We start from the raw sequence: 17,617 nt of genomic DNA, 5'->3' as shown, positions 1-17,617 counted from the left end.
CGGACCCCGAGGTGGTTGACGAAGGGAGCGACCGCCGGGAGGCGCGCCCGTAAAAAAGAGTTGCAGTATAGCGGGTTGCCGCCGGGGCGGCCCCGTCGGGGAGGCCGGTCTCCCGGACCCGGTGCGTTATCATACGCTGTCACTCACGCGCCTCGATTTTTCGTTCGCCCCAGCACCGTGCGCCTCACGCAGATCAAATTAGCCGGATTCAAGTCCTTCGTGGATCCGACCGTGATTCCCACGCCCAGCGAGCTGGTCGGCGTGGTGGGCCCCAACGGCTGTGGCAAATCCAACATCATCGACGCCGTGCGTTGGGTGCTGGGCGAGACCAAGGCCTCCGAATTGCGCGGGGCCTCGATGCAGGACGTGATCTTCAACGGCTCGGGCCAACGCAAGCCGGCCGCGCGCGCCTCGGTCGAGCTGGTGTTCGACAACAGCCAGGGCCGGGCGGCGGGGCAATGGTCCGCCTTCGCGGAAATCGCCGTCCGCCGGGTGCTGACCCGCGACGGCGCCAGCAGCTATTTCATCAACAACCAGCCGGTGCGCCGCCGCGACATCCATGACATCTTTCTCGGGACGGGGCTGGGCGCGCGCGGCTACGCCATCATCGGCCAGGGCATGATCAACCGGTTGATCGAGGCCCGCCCCGAGGAACTGCGCGTCTATCTCGAGGAAGCCGCCGGGGTGTCGCGCTACAAGGAACGCCGCCGCGAGACCGAAAACCGCCTGGGCGACACGCGCGAGAACCTGACCCGCCTGGAGGACATCCTGCGCGAACTCGCCAGCCAGCTCGAAAAACTGGAATCCCAGGCCCGCGTGGCGGCCGATTATCGGGCGTTGCAGGCCGAGGGCGAACTCAAGCAGCACGCCCTCTGGCTGCTGCGGGAGCAGGCCGCGCGCGAAAGCCGCCAGTCCCTGGCGGTGGAGACTGAGCGGGCCCAGGCCGAACTTGAATCGGCCGTGGCCGGGCTGCGCGCCCTGGAGTCCGACCTGGAAACCCGCCGCGCCGCACATTTCGAGGCCAGCGAGCGGGCTCACCGGGCACAGGGCAGTCTGTTTGAGGCCGGTGCCCAGGTCAGCCGCCTGGAGGCCGAGATCCGCCACGTGGTCGATTCGCGCAACCGCCTCCAGGTCCGGCGCGCGCAATTGCAGGCCCAGCAACAGGAATGGGGCGACCAGCGTGCCCACAGCCAGGCATCGATCGAGGACATCCAGGCCCAGATCGAGGAAGCCTCCGCCCGCGCGGAACAACTGGCCGAACAGGCGCAGAGCGCCCAGGACGGTCTGCCCGAACTTGATGCCCGGCTGCGCGACCTGGCGGCCCGGCGCGACGAATGGCGTCGCACGCTGGCGCGCACCGAACAGGATCTGGCGCTGGCGGCGCAGTCCCAGCGGGACGCCGATGGCCAGTGGCGCGCCCTGGAAGACCGCCGTGCGCGGCTCGAAGACGAACGCGCCGCCCTGGGGGCGCCGGATCCGGCCGAACTGCAGCGCTGGGCGGGGGAATGCGCCGTCGCCCAGGAACGTCTCGAAGAAGCCCAGGCGCGTCTGCTTGAGCTCGAATCCCGCATGCCGGACCTGGAAACCGCCAGGACCGACGCGTTGCAGGCCAGTCAGGCCGCGCGGCTGGATCTCGAAAAACTCGATGCGCGCCGGCAGGCATTGATCGCGCTGCAGGAAAAGATCCAGTCCGAAGACGCGCTGGAACCATGGCTGCAGCGCCAGGAACTGGGCGGCCTGACGCGCCTGTGGCAGCAACTGCGGGTGGAGGCGGGCTGGGAAACCGCCCTGGAAGCCGTGCTGCACGAACGCATGAACGCCCTGGGCCTGCGCACGCTGGATCATGTGCGCGCCTTCGCCCAGGACCCGCCGCCCGCGCGCCTGGCTTTCTACCAGACGCCCGCCGATGCCGGCCCGTTCCCGGCTTCGGGGACGGACGCGCCGCGTCTGCTGGATTTCGTCCATGCGCGCGATGCCGCCGTGCAGTCTCTGCTGGCTGTGTGGCTGCGCGGCGTGCATGTGGCCGACGATCTGGGCGCCGCCATTGCCCGGCGCGGTGAACTGCCGCCCGGCGGCGTCTGGGTACTGCGCGACGGCCATCGGGTCGACGCCTGCGGCGTGCGCTTCTACGCGGCCGATTCGGAGCAGGCCGGGCAACTGGCGCGCCGCCAGCAGATCGACAACCTGGCCCTGGAAATCCGCGCCGCGCAGTTGATCGCCGACCAGGCCCTGGACGCCCACGCCCAGGCCGATGCCGCGTGCCGCAACCTGGCCCAGGCGCTGCAGCCCGCGCGCCAGCAGATCGCCGAACGCATGCGGGCGCAGCATGATGCCCAGATCCGCCACCAGCAACTCAGCCAGCAGGCGGCTCAGTCCGACGAGCAGTCCCGCCGCCTGGACCGCGACCTGAAGGAACTCGCCGAGCAGCAGGCGGACCTGGACGCGCGGCGGGCCGAATCCGAGGCCCGCTTCGAGTCCCTGGACCAAGTCCTGGCCGAACAGCAGGAACGTCTGGCGGAACTCGACCTGCAGGCGGAAGACCTGTCCCGTCAGGCCGAGCGGTCACGTCAGTTGGGTCGCGACCAGGAGCGAGCCGCCCAGGAGGCCGAATACGCCGTGCGCACCCTGCGCCACCGGCTGGACGAATCGCGCCGTACCCTGCAACTGGCCGAAGACCAGGCCCGTCGTGCGGGCGCCGAACTCGAATCCCTGCAGGGCGAGCTTTTCGAACTGGACGAATCCATGGCGCAGGCCGGCCTGCAAGACGCGCTCGAGGCCCGTGCCGCGTGCGAAGAGTCCCTGCGCGAGGCGCGGCTGGAGCAGGATCGGGCGGCCGCCGTCCTGCGCGAGGCGGACGAAGAACGGCTGACGCTGGAGCGCGGCCTGGACCCACTGCGGGCGCGCATCACCGAATTGCAACTGAAGGAACAGGCTTCGCGCCTGTCGGTCGAGCAGTTCGCCGAGCAACTCGACGCCCGCCAGGTGGACCGCGACGCCTTGCGCCGCCACCTGGAAGAGCAGCCGCCCCAGTGGCGGCGCCTGGAATGGCTGCAGTCCGAGGTCCAGCGCATCACCCGGAACATCGAATCGCTGGGCGCCGTGAATCTGGCGGCGCTCGACGAGCTGACGGCGGCGCGTGATCGCAAAGGCTTTCTGGACGCCCAGCATGCCGACCTGCTGGCGGCCATCGAAACCCTGGAAAACGCGATCCGCCGCATCGATCGCGAGACCCGGGAACTGCTGTCGCAGACTTTCGAGACCGTCAACGGCCATTTCGGCGAGCTGTTTCCACGCCTTTTCGGCGGCGGCGAAGCCCGCCTGACCATGACCGGCGAGGAAATCCTGGACGCCGGGGTGCAAGTCATGGCCCAGCCGCCGGGCAAGCGCAACAGCACCATCCACCTGCTGTCGGGCGGTGAAAAAGCCCTGACCGCGACGGCCCTGGTGTTTGCCCTGTTCAAACTCAATCCGGCGCCGTTCTGCCTGCTCGACGAGGTCGATGCGCCGCTGGACGATGCCAATACCGAACGGTATGCGAACCTGGTGCGCGGCATGAGCGACCAGACGCAGTTTCTGTTCATTTCACACAATAAAATCGCCATGCAGATGGCCCGGCAACTGGTCGGCGTGACCATGCAGGAACAGGGCGTGTCGCGGATCGTGGCCGTGGACATGGACTCGGCCCTGCAATGGGCGGCCGAGGCGGCTTAGGGCCTGTATGAACAGGCCCGGATGAGAGGACTCTATGAGCGACTTGCAGATCTTGCTGATTTCGATCGGGGTGGCGCTGATCGTCGTCGTCCTGCTGTACAACGCATGGCAGGACTGGCGGGCGCGGCGCAGCATGCGCCAGTCGTTGCCGGAGGCGGGGCACGACGTGCTGATGCGCGACATGGCGCCCCGGCGCGAACCGATCATGTGGCAAGCCGGCCGGCCCGCGGCCGACGAGAGTCCTGAGCCGGACCCCGCCTGCGAGGCGGTCATCGACATCGCCCTGGCCCATCCCGTGGCGGGCGAATCCCTGGCCGACGCCCTGCGGGCCATCGGCCGCGTCGGCAAAAAGCCCGTGCGCGTGTTCGCGGAACGCGAAGGCGGCGGTCATCGGGCCGAGGCGCTGCCGGGCGAATCCTATGTGTCGCTGCAATTGGCGGTGGTCCTGGCCAACCGCAGCGGCCCGCTGACGGCCATCGAATGGTCCAATCTCTGGACCCTGGCCCAGAATCTGGCCGAGCGTTTCGAGGGCCTGATCGAGGCGCCGGACCAGGACGAGGTGCTGCGCCAGGCGGCGGATCTCGACGCGCGCTGCGCCGCCATGGACGCCCAGGTCGGACTGATTCTTCAATTGGCCCAGCCGCGTCCCGTGGCGGCGATCATCCAGGCGGCCGCCGAGTCGGGCTTCGTCCAGTCGCGCGGGCAATGGGCCTGGATGGCGGAAAACGGCCTGCCGCGCTTCGCCCTGCAGGTCGAGACCCAGGAGGGCGAATCCACTCATCGTGTCGATCTGGTCCTGGACGTGCCCAACAGTTTGCCCGACGATCAGGCCTTCAGCCGCATGGTGACCGTGGGCCGCGATCTGGCCGTGCGCCTGGAGGCCCATGTGCTGGATGACCAGGGCCGCACCTTTCAGGACGATTCCGCGCCCGCCATCGACCGGCAGATCAGCGCCCTGTACGACCAGCTCGACCAGGCGGGCTTCCTGGCCGGCACGGACCGCTCGGCGCGGGTGTTCTCATGACCTCGCGCCCCGAAGCGGGCGCCGCCGGGCAGGACCGCGAGACGGCCGACCGTCGGCGCCTGGAGAGCCTGCGCGCCGACATCGAGGCCCACAACCGCCGCTATTACGTCGAAGACGCGCCGTCCGTCTCGGATGCGGAGTACGACCGCCTGATGGCCGAACTCCAGGCCATCGAACACGATCACCCCGACTGGGTGACGCCCGATTCCCCCACCCAGCGGGTCGGCGCGACGCCGCTGGATCATTTCGCCACCGTGCGTCATGCCGTACGCATGCTGTCGCTGAGCAATGCCTTCGAAGCGGAGGATGTCGTCGCCTTCGACGAGCGGGTCGCGGCCATCTTGATCGATGCCGGTCTGCTTGGCGAGGCCGGCCGTGGGGCGGTCCCAGCGGACGGGGCCGCGCCTGACGGATCCGGACCGCTTGCGGCCGCCGATGAGGCCGCGCCGCATCGCGGGCCGCCGAACCCCGGCGTGGCCTATGCCGCGGAATACAAGTTCGATGGCCTGGCGGTCAGCCTGCGTTACGAAAAGGGCCGCCTGGTCCAGGCGGCGACCCGGGGCGATGGCGCCCAGGGAGAGGACATCACCGCCAACATCCGCACGCTGCGCTCGGTGCCCCTGCGGCTGCGGGGCGATGCCCCCGCCGTGCTGGAGGTGCGAGGCGAGGTGCTGATGACGCGGGCGGATTTTGCGCGGCTGAACGAGGCCCAGACCGCCCGGGGCGACAAACCCTTCGTCAATCCTCGCAACGCGGCGGCCGGCAGCCTGCGTCAATTGGACCCGCGCGTGACGGCGACGCGGCCGCTGCGTTTCTATGCCTACGGCTGGGGCCAGATCCTGGACGCCGCAGGCGCCGAACTGCGGCCGCGCGCGACCCATTCCGGCATGCTGGAATGGCTGGCGGGTTTCGGTTTCGCCGTCAGCCCCGGACGGATGCTGTGCCATGGGGCTTCGGCCCTGCTGCGTTTCTATGAGACCGTGGGGGCGTCCCGCGCGAACCTTCCCTACGAGATCGACGGGGTGGTCTACAAGGTCGACGACCTGCGCGCCCAGGACGTCCTGGGCTTCGTCGCGCGCGCGCCGCGCTTCGCCATTGCGCACAAATTCCCCGCCCAGGAGGAAACCACCCGGCTGCTCGGCATCGATGTCCAGGTGGGGCGCACCGGGGCGCTGACGCCGGTGGCGCGGCTGCAGCCGGTCTTCGTCGGCGGGGTGACCGTCACCAACGCCACGCTCCACAACGAGGACGAGATCCACCGCAAGGACGTGCGCATCGGCGACACCGTGGTGGTGCGGCGCGCGGGCGATGTCATTCCCGAGGTCGTCGGGCCGGTGCTGGCATTGCGTCCGGCCGGCGCGCCGGTTTTCGACTTGCTGGCCGCGTGCCCGGTGTGTCCGGAATGCGGTTCGGCGGTCGAGCGCCCGGAGGGCGAGGCGGTCACGCGGTGTACCGGCGGACTGTTCTGTCCCGCGCAGCGCAAGCAGACCTTGTGGCATGCCGCCAGCCGCAAGGCCCTGGATATCGATGGCCTGGGCGACAAGCTGATCGAGCAACTGGTGGACAACGGCAAGGTCCGCACCCTGGCGGATCTGTACGCCCTGGCGGACCCGTCCGGCGGGGGGGAACTGGAACTGTCCACCTATCCGCGCATGGGGGCGAAGTCGGCACGCAATCTGGTCGAGGCCATCAACCAGCGCCGTCACCCGCCCTTGTCACGCCTGCTGTATGCCCTGGGCATCCGCCACGTGGGCGAGACCACGGCGCGCGACGTGGCGCGGCATTTCGGCTCCATCGATGCCATCATGCATGCCTCCGAAGACGCCCTGCTGCAGGTGCCGGATGTCGGCCCGGTGGTGGCGGCCTCGATCCGGCGTTTTTTCGCCGAGGCGCACAACCGCGAGGTCATCGACGCGCTGCGGGCCGTCGGGGTCGAACCCCGGGCCGACGAGGCGCCGGCCGGCGAGAAACCCCTGGCGGGCAAGACCCTGGTGCTGACAGGCACCCTGCCGAGCCTGAGCCGCGACGAGGCCACGCGCCTGATCCTCGCGGCCGGTGGCAAGGTCAGCGGCTCGGTGTCCCGCAAGACCGCCTGGGTGGTGGCCGGCGATGAGGCCGGCAGCAAGCTCGCCAAGGCCGCCGAACTGGGCGTGGCCGTGATCGACGAGGCCGGGCTGAAGGCGCTGCTCGGCGCCTGACCGTCGGCCCAATAAGCAACGGCCTCCCCGAAGGAAGGCCGTTGCCGAAGCACGCAGCCCTTGGCTGCGCTGCGTGGGAGGCTTTTACTTTTCCGCCTTGTCCACGATCTTGGCGTCCTTCATCAAGCCCTTCTGGTAGGTGGCCAGGGCCTGCTGACGCATCATTTCCTCGAGCTGGGGCTTGGCTTCGTCGAAGGACGGGAAGGCGATCGGGCGCACGTCCTCGACCTGGATCACGTGCCAGCCGAATTGCGTCTGCACGGGCTGGGCGCTGAGATCGCCCTTTTTCATGCTTTCCACGGCCTGGGCGAATTCGGGCACGTAGTTGCTGGTCGGACCCCAGCCCAGCTCGCCGCCGTTCTTGCCGCTGCCGGTGTCGATCGAGTCTTTCTTCGCGGCCGCCTCGAACGTGGTCTTCTTCGCCTTGATCGCCTTGATCAGGTCCTTGGCCTTGGCCTCGTCCTTGACCAGGATGTGACGCAGCTTGTATTCCTGGCGCGAGGCCTGTTGGGCCTTGAGGGTGTCGTATTCCTTTTGCAGGTCGGCTTCGCTGACGGGGTGGTCCTTCAGGTACTTGGCCATCAGGGCGCGCACCAGGATGCTTTGCGTGGCCAGCTCGGTTTCCTGCTGGACGGCGGGATCCTTCTGCAGGCCGGCCTTCTCGGCGGCCTGGACCGCCACCAGGCGGTTGATCATTTCCTGCTTGACCTGGTCGCGCAGTTGCGGCGTGTCCTGGGCGCCCTGGCTGACCAGCATGCCGACGAACTGGTCGAATTTGGCCTGGGAGATGCCCTGGCCGTTGACGGTGGCGATGTCCTTGGCCCAGACCGGCAGCGTCAGGGAGCAGGCCAGGGCGAAAGCGGCGATACGTTTCATGAAAATCCTTCGATGGGAGGGGTGCCGGCCTCGATGGCCAGGGCGTGAATCGGATGGGGCATCAGATCACGCACGCAATCATACACAAGACGATGGCGGGCGAGGGTGCCGAGCCCCTGGAACCGGTTGGACACGATACGGACGCGAAAGTGCCTCGCGCCACCCTGCGCGCCGACATGGCCGGCATGCAGATGGGATTCGTCGATGAGGTCCAGCCGCGCGGGTTCGAGGGCGGCCAGGCGCCCGGCCAGCACGGCCCGCAGGTCGGTGTCGTCGGCACTCATGCGCGCGGCTCGCCGTCGGGGCCTTCGGTGCGGTGCGCGGCGGGCTCGGCCTGGATGTGCCGGCCCAGCCACAGGGATTGCGCCACCACGAACAGCAGCAGCAGGATCATCAGGCCGAAGACCTTGAAATTCACCCACTGCGCCTCGGTGAAGCGGCCGGAAAAAGCCACGTACAGGTTCAGGGCGCCCGAGGCGACGAAGAAGCCGGCCCAGCTGTCGTTCAGCCGGTTCCAGGCGCGGTCGGGCAGGTCGATCTTGTCGCCCATCAGGCGTCGCATCAGGTTGCGGCCGGTGAACAGGCGTGCGCCCGTCAGGATGGCGGCGAACAGCCAGTACAGGACCGTGGGCTTCCACTTGATGAAGGTATCGTCGTGGAACAGCAGGGTCGCGCCGCCGAACACGACGATCACCGTCAGGTTGATCCAGTGCATGGGTTCGATCGGGCGGCCGGTCAGCCGCAGCCACAGGATCTGCAGCACGACCGCCGCCATGGCCGTTCCGGTGGCGACATAGATGTCGGCGAAGCGGAAGGCCAGGAAGAACAGGATCAGCGGGAAGAGGTCGAACAGGAATTTTTTCATGCGGGCATGGGGGCGGTCATTCGGCCGGGACGAATTTCAGGGACAGGGAGTTGATGCAGTAGCGCAGCCCGGTGGGGGGCGGGCCGTCGGGGAATACATGGCCCAGGTGGGCATCGCAGACGGCGCACAGGATTTCAGTGCGGATCATGCCGTGGCTGGTGTCGCGCAGTTCGCGCACGCGGTCGGGGGCGACGGGCTCGAAATAGCTGGGCCAGCCGCAGCCCGCGTCGAATTTCGTATCCGAGGCGAACAGCGGAGTGCCGCAGCAGACGCAGAGGTAGGTGCCGGCCCGGGTGGTGTCCCAGTAGCGTCCCGTGAAGGGGCGTTCGGTGTGCTTCAGCCGCGTGACCGCGAATTCGTCGGGGGAAAGCTGCGCGCGCCATTCGGCGTCCGTGCGCTCGATCTTGTCCACGAGGAACCTGTCCAGAATTTCACTTCAATCCTCCATCTTAATCGACTTTGACACCGGCGGCGGAGGGATATCCGGGGTGAGATCGGCGCGCCTGCGAGGCGATTCGCCATTGCGCGACAGCAAATTGCGCCAGCCTGCGATAATATGACGCCCGTTCACGTGTTTATGCCTCGACCCGCCGGGTTCTCGGCCATGAATTGCACGGTCCGTCAAAAAACATTCGGAGACAAACATGACATTTCCGGTTTCCCTGCGGCTCACCCTGGGTGCGGCCGCGCTGCTGGCCGCATTGCCCCTGGCCGCCACGGCACAGATCAAGGTCGGCGTGACGGTGTCGTCCACCGGGCCGGCCGCTTCGCTGGGCATCCCCGAGCGCGACACCGTGGCCCTGCTGCCGAAAGAGATCGGTGGTCAGACCGTGCAGTACATCGTGCTGGATGACGCCACCGACACCACTCAGGCGGTGAAGAACATCCGCAAGCTCACGGCCGACGACCATGTCGACGTGGTGCTGGGCACTTCCGTGACGCCGGCTTCGCTGGCCATGTCGGACGTGGCCGCCGAAACCGGCACGCCCATGATCAGCGTGGCCGCCAACGCCAAGCTCGTCGAGCCGGTGGACGGTCCCCGCAAGTGGGTCTACAAGACGCCGCAGAATGACGCGCTGATGGCCGCCGCCCTGGCGGACGCGATGGTCAAGCAGCACGTCAAGACGCTGGGTTTCATCGGCTTCAGCGACGCCTACGGCGACGGCTGGCTTCAGGAAATGAAGGCCGCCGCCGAGGCCAAGGGCATCAAGGTCGTGGCGGCGGAACGCTTCGCCCGGCCCGACACCAGTGTCACCGGCCAGGTGCTGAAGCTGCTGTCGGCCAAGCCCGACGGCATCCTGATCGCCGCTTCGGGCACGCCGGTGGCCCTGCCGCAGCGCGAGCTGGTCGAGCGCGGCTACAAGGGCCGTATCTACCAGACCCATGGCGCGGCCAACAACGACGTGTTGCGGGTCTGCGGCAAGGCCTGCGAAGGCATGATCCTGCCGGCCGGTCCGTTGCTGGTGGCGGCCCAGTTGCCCGACAGCAACCCGGTCAAGGCCAGCGCCCTGGTGTACGTCAAGGCCTACGAGGCGAAGTACGGCGCGGGCACGACCAACACGTTCGGCGGGCACATGTGGGACGCCGGCCAACTGATCAACGACGCGATTCCCCGCGCCCTGAAGACCGGTGCCAAGCCGGGCACGCCGGAATTCCGCTCGGCCCTGCGCGACGCCCTGGAACAGGTCAGGGAACTGCCCGCCTCCCAGGGCGTCTTCAACCTGAGCCCGACCGATCACGCCGGCCTGGACGAGCGCGGTCGCGTCATGGTGCAGGTCGTGAACGGCAAGTGGACCTACCAGCCGGATCTGTAAGACTGCCGTGGATCTGACTATCGCGCTGATCCTCCTGCAGGACGGCATCCTGAACGGCGCCATCTACGCCCTGCTGGGCCTGGCGCTGGTGCTGGTGTTCGTGGTCACGCGGGTGATCCTGATTCCCCAGGGGGAATTCGTCACCTTCGGCGCCCTGTCCCTGGCATTTCTCGCCAATGGCCGGGTGCCGGGGACGGCGCACCTGCTGGTGCTGATGGGCGTGCTGGTCTGCCTGGTCGAGGCGGTCTCGTGCTGGCGCGCCCGCCAGTGGCGCGGCTACGGCCGCACCCTGGGCTGGGCGCTGGTCCTGCCGCTGGCGCTGGAGGCCCTGGCTCCTCTGGCGGCCGGGCCGGATGTGCCCCTGGCCCTGCGGGTGCTGTTCGCGTTGGCGCTGGTGGTGCCCATGGGGCCGATGATCTATCGCCTGGTGTACCAGCCCGTGGAGCAGGCCAGCGTGCTGGTATTGTTGATCGTATCGGTCGCCGTGCATTTTGCGTTGACCGGCCTGGGGCTGCTGTTCTTCGGCGCCGAGGGCTGGCGTACGCCGGCCCTGGTCGAGGGGACGGTGCAGATCGGGCCGGTGGCCTGGACCGCCCAGACTTTCGCGGTGCTGGCCACCTGCGCCGCGCTGATCGGCGGGTTGTGGCTGTTCTTCAGCCGTACGCTTTATGGCAGCGCCCTGCGGGCCACCGCCGTCAACCGGCGCGGGGCGCGGCTGGTGGGCATCAGCACGCGGGTGGCGGGCAGCCTGACCTTCACTCTGGCGGCCGCCATCGGCGCGCTGTCGGGCATGCTGATCGCCGCCATCACCACCATTTATTACGACACAGGCTTCCTGATCGGCCTGAAGGGTTTCGTGGCGGCCATTTTCGGCGGTCTCGTCAGCTATCCGGCCGCGGCGGCGGGCGCCCTGTTCGTCGGCGTCCTCGAGGCCTTTTCTTCCTTCTGGGCCAGCCCCTTCAAGGAAGCCATCGTCTTCACCCTGATCATCCCGGTCCTGCTGTGGCGCTCGTTCGGCAGCGTCCACCTGGACGAGGAGGAATAGGTCCGCATGCGCCCGCGTCACCTCCTCATGATTCTGCTCCCGATCCTGGCCCTGCTGCCCTGGATCCCCGGCGTGCCCCCCTTCTGGATCACCCAGATGAACTATATCGGGCTCTACAGCCTGGTGGTGCTGGGGCTGGTCCTGCTGACCGGCGTCGGCGGCTTGACGTCCTTCGGCCAGTCGGCCTTCGTCGGCCTCGGTGCCTATTCCACGGCCTGGCTGACGACGGTGGCGGGCGTGTCGCCCTGGCTGGGCCTGATCGCCGGTCTGGCGTTGACCTGTCTGGTTGCCTACGCGCTCGGGGCCATCACGCTGCGCCTGTCCGGCCACTATCTGCCCCTGTGCACCCTGGCCTGGTGCCTGGCGCTGTACTACCTGTACGGCAACCTGGATTTCCTGGGCCGCTACGACGGCATCGCGGGTATTCCGCCGCTGTCGATCGGCGGCTGGTCCCTGGGAACCGGGCCGCGCATGTATCTGTTGATCTGGCTGATCCTGCTGCTGGCCCTGTGGGCCACGCACAACCTGCTGGATTCACGCGCGGGACGGGCCATCCGCGCCCTGCGCAGCGGCTCCATGGCCGAATCCTTCGGCGTCGACCTGGCGCACTACAAGGTCGTCATCTTCGTCTATGCCGCGCTGCTGGGCTGCGTGTCGGGCTGGCTGTACGCGCACATGCAGCGCGCCGTCAGCCCCAGCCCATTCGGCCTGGGCTACGGCATCGAATACCTGTTCATGGCCGTGGTGGGCGGTTCGGGCAGCGTCTGGGGCGCGGTGGCGGGCGCCGCCGCCATCCTGATCGTCAAGGACCAGTTGCAGAATGTGCTGCCCGGCCTGGTGGGCACGAGCGCGAACCTGGAGCTGCTGGCCTTTGGCGTGCTGATGATCCTGGTGCTGCAGTTCGCCCGCGACGGCCTGTGGCCCGTCCTGGCCCGGCTGTGGTCGCGGCTGGGCGGTCGCGCCGAATCCAAGGGCCATGATCCGGCGCGCCTGGCCGCCGCGCCGGAACTGCCGCGCCGTTCCTCGCCCACGGTGGGCGATCTGGTCCTGGAAGTCGACCGCGTGCGCAAGGAGTTCGGCGGCCTGGTGGCGGTCAACGACATCAGCTTCCGCCTGCGGGCGGGCGAAATCATGGGGCTGATCGGCCCCAACGGGGCGGGCAAGAGCACCACCTTCAATCTCATCAGCGGCGTGGCGCCCTTGTCCGGCGGCGCGGTGCGTTTCATGGGGGACCGCATCGACGGCCTGCCGGCACGCGAGATCGCCCGCCGGGGGCTGGCGCGCAGTTTCCAGCACGTGCAATTGCTGCCGGACATGAGCGTGCTGGAAAACGTCGCACTGGGCGCCCACCTGCGCAGCGGATCCGGCGTGGTGTCGGCGGCGCTGCGTCTGGACCGGACCGCCGAGGCGGCACTGCTGCGCGAAGCCGCGCGCCAGATCGAACGGGTGGGGCTGGGCGACGTGCTCGACCAGCCTGCCGGCAGCCTGCCGCTGGGCCGCCAGCGCATCGTGGAGATCGCCCGGGCGCTGTGTTGCGATCCTATCGCGCTGCTGCTCGACGAGCCGGCGGCCGGCCTGCGCTATCAGGAAAAGCAGGCGCTGGCGGCGGTGCTGGATCAATTGCGACGCGAGGGCATGAGCCTGCTGCTGGTCGAGCACGACATGGACTTTGTGATGAACCTGACCGATCACCTGCTGGTCATGGATTTCGGTACGATGCTGGCCGAGGGTGTCCCGGCGGACATTCAGCGCAACCCGGCCGTGCTGGAAGCCTACCTGGGCGGCCTCGACGAAACTTGGGATGAGCCCGGACCAGGGACGGTCCCCGCGGACCGTCCCGCGCCGGGCGAATCCGAGCGGCCTGCAGGCCGCGAGGTGGGGGAGATGCGTGCCGGAGAGGCCGAGCGGCCTGCAGGCCGCGAGGTGGCGCGGCCCGGAGAAGCCACATGAGCGCCGACCTTTCCTCCGTCGCAGGGACGGGCGTGGCGATATCCGCCGCCCCCGTCCTCTCGGTCCGGGGTCTGTCGGCGCACTATGGCAAGGTGGCCGCCCTGGATCCCATCGACCTGACCGTGGGCCGGGGCGAGATCGTGACCGTCATCGGCGCCAACGGCGCCGGAAAATCGACCCTGCTGGGCGCGATCATGGGGGCATTGCCCTTGCGGGGGCACAGCCGGGGCTCGATCGTGTTCCAGGACATGGAAGTGCAGGGTTGGGACATCGAGCGCCGCGTCGGCCAGGGCCTGTCGCTGGTGCCGGAACGCCGCGAACTGTTCGCCAGCATGTCCGTGCGCGACAACCTGCTGCTGGGCGGCTTCCGTTTGTACCGCGCCGGCGTTCAGGGCTGGCGCGACACCCTGGACGAGGTCTACGACCTGTTTCCTCGCTTGAGGGAACGCGCCGGCCAGGCGGCGGGGACGTTGTCGGGGGGCGAGCGCCAGATGCTGGCGCTGGGCCGTGCCCTGATGGCGCGTCCGGCCTTGCTGATGCTGGACGAACCCAGCCTGGGCCTGGCGCCGCGAGTGGTCCGGGAAATCTTCCAGACCATCGCCCGCTTGCGCAGCACCGGCGTTTCCATCCTGCTGGTGGAGCAGAACGCCCGCGCCGCCTTGCACGTGGCGGATCGTGGCTATGTTCTGGAAACCGGCGCCGTCGTCCTGGAAGGCGAATCCCGCATGCTGGCGGGACATCCCCGGGTCATCGAAAGCTATCTTGGGCTTGCCGGGACACAGAGGAGTCCTTGAGGACTCTTCTGTGCCAGGCAAGCCGGAGCCGCTTGCAAGCGGCGACGTGGGGGGCTGCTTCGGTTTGAGAGGACACACCCCCCCAACGAAAATGGCCCTGACGGGCCAATTTCGTTGACTGCATCAGCCGGATGACGGATCAACCGGCCTTGTGTCGCCTGGCCAGCCATTCGCCGACGATGCCGCGTCGGAAGGACAGCACGCAGACGATGAAGATCAGGCCGATGACGATGGTGACCGATTCGCCCAGGACGCGGAACCATTCGATGCCGGTCTGATGCATCAGGAAGCGGCCGAACTCGCCGACCTTGTTTTCCAGGGCCACGACGATGATCGCGCCCAGCACCGGGCCGGTGAGCGTGCCCATGCCGCCGATCAGCGTCATCAGGATCACCATGCCCGACATCTGCCAGGTGGCGTCCGACAGCGTGGCCGATACGAACACCAGCGACTTGGTGGCGCCGGCCAGCCCGGCGAGCGTGGCCGAGAGCACGAAGGCCAGCAGCTTGAAGCGGTCCACATCGTAGCCCAGCGAGATCATGCGCGGTTCGTTTTCGCGGATGGCCTTCAGGACCTGGCCGAAGGGCGAGTGCACGGTGCGCCAGATCAGGGCGTAGCCCAGCACGAAAATCACCAGCACCACGTAGTACAGATTGATGTCCTGGCCGAGGTCCAGCCCGAGGATGCTGCCGCGCGGAATGCCCTGCAGCCCGTCTTCGCCGCCGGTGAACGGTGCCTGCAGGAAGTAGAAGAACAGCATCTGGGCGAGCGCCAGGGTGATCATGGCAAAGTAGATGCCGCTGCGCCGGATCGAGAGCAGGCCGAATACCAGGCCCAGCACGCCGGCGGCCGCGGTACCGAAGAGCAGCCCGCCCAGCGTGGGCCAGCCCCAGACGGTCAGAGACTGGCCGCAGGCGTAGGCGGCCAGTCCCAGGAAGGCGGCGTGGCCGAAGGACAGCAGTCCGGTGTAGCCCAGCAGCAGATTGAAAGCGCACGCGAACAGGGCGTAGCACATGACCTTCATGATGAAGATCGGATAGCCGCCCAGCCCGGGCAGGGCCGCGAGCAGGACGATGGCGGCCAGATAGCCAATCAGTTGACGATTCATGATTCCTTCCCGAACAGCCCGGCCGGGCGGGTGAGCAGCACGATCACCATGATGATGAACACCACGGTGCTGGAGGCCTCGGGCCAGAAGACCTTGGTGAAGCCCTCGATGATGCCCAGCCCCAGGCCGGTGAGGATCGACCCCAGGATCGAGCCCATGCCGCCGATGACGACCACGGCGAAGACGACGATGATCAGGTTCGAGCCCATCAGCGGGGAGACCTGCAGGATCGGGGCGGCGAGCACGCCGGCGAAGCCGGCCAGGCCCACGCCGAAGCCGAAGGTCAGCGAGATCATCAGCGGGACGTTCACGCCGAAGGCTTCGACCAGTTTGGGGTTTTCGGTGCCGGCGCGCAGCAGGGCGCCCAGCCGGGTCTTCTCGATCACGAACCAGGTCAGCAGGCAGGCCAGGATCGAGGCCACGACAACCCAGGCGCGGTAGATGGGCAGGAACATGAAGCCCAGGTTCACGCCGCCCTGCAGCAGCGCGGGCGTGCTGTAGGGCTGGCCCGAGACGCCGTAGAAACTGCGGAACAGCCCTTCGATGAGCAGCGTGAGCCCGAAGGTGAGCAGCAGGCCGTAGAGCGGGTCGAGCTTGTACAGGCGACGCAGCAGCAGGCGTTCCAGGAGGATGCCGAACAGGCCCACGACGAGGGGGGCCACGGCGAGCATGACCCAGTAGTTCAGCCCGAGGTACTGCAGGCCCATCCAGGCGACGAAAGCGCCCAGCATGTAGAGCGCGCCGTGGGCGAAATTGATGATGTTGAGCAGGCCGAAGATGACGGCCAGCCCCAGCGAAAGGACGGCGTAGAACGAGCCGTTGACCAGGCCCAGCAGGAGCTGGCCGAGCAGGGCCTGGATGGGAACACCGAAAAGTTCTGTCATAGGGCTGCGGTGAAAGCGGGCGGGAGGAGGGACGAGAATCGCGGGCTCCCGCCCGGCAGGGGAGGGAGCCCGGAGTTCATGCGCCGCTTATTTCTTGAGCAGCGCGCAGGTCGAGGTCGATTCCGCGCCATAGACCGATTCGGCCGGCAGGGTGCGCACGATGTTGTAGTAGTCCCAGGGCGCCTTCGACTGGTCGGGTTTCTTCACCTGAGCCAGGTACATGTCGTGCATCGTCAGGCCGTCCTTGCGGATGTAGCCGTTCTTCATGAACATGTCGTTGATCTTGATGCTCTTGAGCTGTTTCATGACGGCATCGCCGTCGTCCGTGCCGATGGCCTTGACGGCTTCCAGGTAGGTCTTGGCCACCGAATAATCGCCCGCCTGCAGGAAGGACGGCGCGCGCTTGTGCTGTTCGAAGAAACGCTTGGACCAGGCACGCGATTCATCGTTCTGGTCCCAGTACCAGGGCGTGGTCAGGTACAGGCCGGCGGTGCTGTCCAGGCCCAGGGCGTGGATGTCGTTGATGAACACCAGCAGACCGGCCAGTTTCATGGTCTGGGTGACGCCGAATTCCTTGGCGGCCTTGACGGAGTTGATGAAGTCGCCGCCCGCGTTGGCCAGGCCCAGGACCTGGGCGCCGGAGCTTTGCGCCTGCAGCAGGAAGGAGGAGAAGTCCGTCGTCGCCAGCGGTGCGCGCACGGCGCCCAGGTTTTTGCCGCCGGACGCCTCCACGACCTTCATCGTGTCTTGTTCCAGCGAGTGCCCGAAGGCGTAGTCGGCGGTCAGGTAGAACCAGGTCTTGCCTCCCTCGCGCACCACGGCCGAACCCGTGCCGTGGGCCAGCGCGACGGTGTTGTAGGCGTAGTGGACGGTGTAGGGGGTGCATTGCGCATTGGTCAGTGCCGAAGAGCCCGGGCCGACGGCCATGAAGGGCTTTTTCTTTTCGGCGGCCACGGCGGCCATGGCCAGCGCGGTGGCCGAATTGGTGCCGCCGATCAGCATGTCCAGATGCTGCTGGTCGAACCATTCGCGGGCGCGGGCCGAGGCGATGTCGGCTTTGTTCTGGTGATCGGCGGTCAGCAGTTCGATTTTCTTCCCGTTGATTTCGCCCCCCATGTCGGCGATCGCCATGCGGATGGCGTCGGCGCCGGCATTGCCGTCGATGTCCGCATACACGCCGGACATGTCGGCGATGAAACCGATGCGGATCACATCGTCTGAAATCCCCGCGGCCTGGGCCGAGAGACCGAAGCCCAGGCCGGCAACGGCCAGCGCGGCGGATAGGGTACGCAGTTTCATGGGAAGTCTCCTTTTTGTGCCGGTTGTGCCGGCGGATCGGTGGAAAATG

Annotated in this window: 14 protein-coding genes; 7 read left to right on the top strand and 7 right to left on the bottom strand. The window is 67.8% G+C overall.

Features of this window, described 5'->3' with window-relative positions; genetic code table 11:
• Positions 1-177: 177 nt before the first annotated feature.
• Genes smc through ligA form a run of 3 tightly spaced genes read left to right on the top strand, consistent with a single transcriptional unit; the run spans position 178 to position 6,933 of the window.
• Positions 178-3,711: a chromosome segregation protein SMC gene (gene smc, locus O4H32_RS04960; protein ID WP_269357256.1), complete on the top strand. Its 3,534-nt coding sequence runs from the start codon at positions 178-180 to the stop codon at positions 3,709-3,711.
• 34 nt (positions 3,712-3,745) lie between these two features.
• Positions 3,746-4,735, top strand: coding sequence for a cell division protein ZipA C-terminal FtsZ-binding domain-containing protein (locus tag O4H32_RS04955; RefSeq protein ID WP_269357255.1), 990 nt, complete (start codon positions 3,746-3,748; stop codon positions 4,733-4,735).
• Positions 4,732-6,933 carry an NAD-dependent DNA ligase LigA gene (gene ligA / locus O4H32_RS04950; RefSeq protein ID WP_269357254.1) on the top strand — a complete coding sequence of 734 codons (2,202 nt, stop codon included), beginning with the start codon at positions 4,732-4,734 and terminating at the stop codon, positions 6,931-6,933. The genes O4H32_RS04955 and ligA overlap by 4 nt, the downstream gene beginning before the upstream one ends.
• Positions 6,934-7,017: 84 nt before the next feature.
• Here ligA and O4H32_RS04945 read toward each other — a convergent pair whose 3' ends face one another.
• The 4 genes from O4H32_RS04945 to msrB are packed head-to-tail and all read right to left on the bottom strand — an operon-like array spanning position 7,018 to position 9,086.
• Positions 7,018-7,809, bottom strand: coding sequence for a peptidylprolyl isomerase (locus tag O4H32_RS04945; RefSeq protein WP_269357253.1), 792 nt, complete (start codon positions 7,807-7,809; stop codon positions 7,018-7,020).
• Entirely contained in the window at positions 7,806-8,093 is a 288-nt protein-coding gene (locus O4H32_RS04940) for a BolA family protein (RefSeq protein ID WP_269357252.1), read from the bottom strand. Before O4H32_RS04940 ends, O4H32_RS04945 begins: the two co-directional genes overlap by 4 nt.
• Complete coding sequence (locus tag O4H32_RS04935; RefSeq protein ID WP_269357251.1) at positions 8,090-8,674, bottom strand: septation protein A; 585 nt, start codon at positions 8,672-8,674, stop codon at positions 8,090-8,092. Before O4H32_RS04935 ends, O4H32_RS04940 begins: the two co-directional genes overlap by 4 nt.
• Positions 8,675-8,690: 16 nt before the next feature.
• Positions 8,691-9,086, bottom strand: a complete 396-nt coding sequence (msrB, locus tag O4H32_RS04930) for a peptide-methionine (R)-S-oxide reductase MsrB (RefSeq protein ID WP_269357250.1) — start codon at positions 9,084-9,086, stop codon at positions 8,691-8,693.
• 232 nt (positions 9,087-9,318) lie between these two features.
• Between msrB and O4H32_RS04925 the strand changes: the two genes are divergently transcribed.
• The 4 genes from O4H32_RS04925 to O4H32_RS04910 are packed head-to-tail and all read left to right on the top strand — an operon-like array spanning position 9,319 to position 14,277.
• The gene (locus O4H32_RS04925) at positions 9,319-10,488 is read left to right on the top strand and encodes an ABC transporter substrate-binding protein (protein ID WP_269357249.1); all 1,170 of its coding nucleotides are present in this window, start codon (positions 9,319-9,321) and stop codon (positions 10,486-10,488) included.
• A gap of 7 nt (positions 10,489-10,495) precedes the next feature.
• Positions 10,496-11,533, top strand: a complete 1,038-nt coding sequence (locus tag O4H32_RS04920) for a branched-chain amino acid ABC transporter permease (RefSeq protein WP_269357248.1) — start codon at positions 10,496-10,498, stop codon at positions 11,531-11,533.
• A 6-nt stretch (positions 11,534-11,539) separates the two neighbouring features.
• Positions 11,540-13,483 carry a branched-chain amino acid ABC transporter ATP-binding protein/permease gene (locus tag O4H32_RS04915; protein ID WP_269357247.1) on the top strand — a complete coding sequence of 648 codons (1,944 nt, stop codon included), beginning with the start codon at positions 11,540-11,542 and terminating at the stop codon, positions 13,481-13,483.
• Positions 13,480-14,277 carry an ABC transporter ATP-binding protein gene (locus O4H32_RS04910; protein ID WP_269357246.1) on the top strand — a complete coding sequence of 266 codons (798 nt, stop codon included), beginning with the start codon at positions 13,480-13,482 and terminating at the stop codon, positions 14,275-14,277. Before O4H32_RS04915 ends, O4H32_RS04910 begins: the two co-directional genes overlap by 4 nt.
• Positions 14,278-14,416: 139 nt before the next feature.
• Here the strand turns inward: O4H32_RS04910 and O4H32_RS04905 are convergent, their stop codons facing one another.
• The 3 genes from O4H32_RS04905 to O4H32_RS04895 all read right to left on the bottom strand — a co-directional run bounded on the left by O4H32_RS04905 (position 14,417) and on the right by O4H32_RS04895 (position 17,568).
• Entirely contained in the window at positions 14,417-15,385 is a 969-nt protein-coding gene (locus O4H32_RS04905; protein WP_269357245.1) for a branched-chain amino acid ABC transporter permease, read from the bottom strand.
• Complete coding sequence (locus tag O4H32_RS04900; RefSeq protein WP_269357244.1) at positions 15,382-16,269, bottom strand: branched-chain amino acid ABC transporter permease; 888 nt, start codon at positions 16,267-16,269, stop codon at positions 15,382-15,384. Before O4H32_RS04900 ends, O4H32_RS04905 begins: the two co-directional genes overlap by 4 nt.
• Positions 16,270-16,356: 87 nt before the next feature.
• Positions 16,357-17,568, bottom strand: coding sequence for an ABC transporter substrate-binding protein (locus tag O4H32_RS04895; protein ID WP_269357243.1), 1,212 nt, complete (start codon positions 17,566-17,568; stop codon positions 16,357-16,359).
• Positions 17,569-17,617 lie beyond the last annotated feature (49 nt).

It is taken from the genome of Castellaniella denitrificans (assembly GCF_027214045.1).
GTDB lineage: Bacteria > Pseudomonadota > Gammaproteobacteria > Burkholderiales > Burkholderiaceae_B > Castellaniella > Castellaniella denitrificans_A.
Note: the sequence above shows the minus strand (reverse complement) of the source record. Positions and strands in the feature narration are given on the sequence as shown.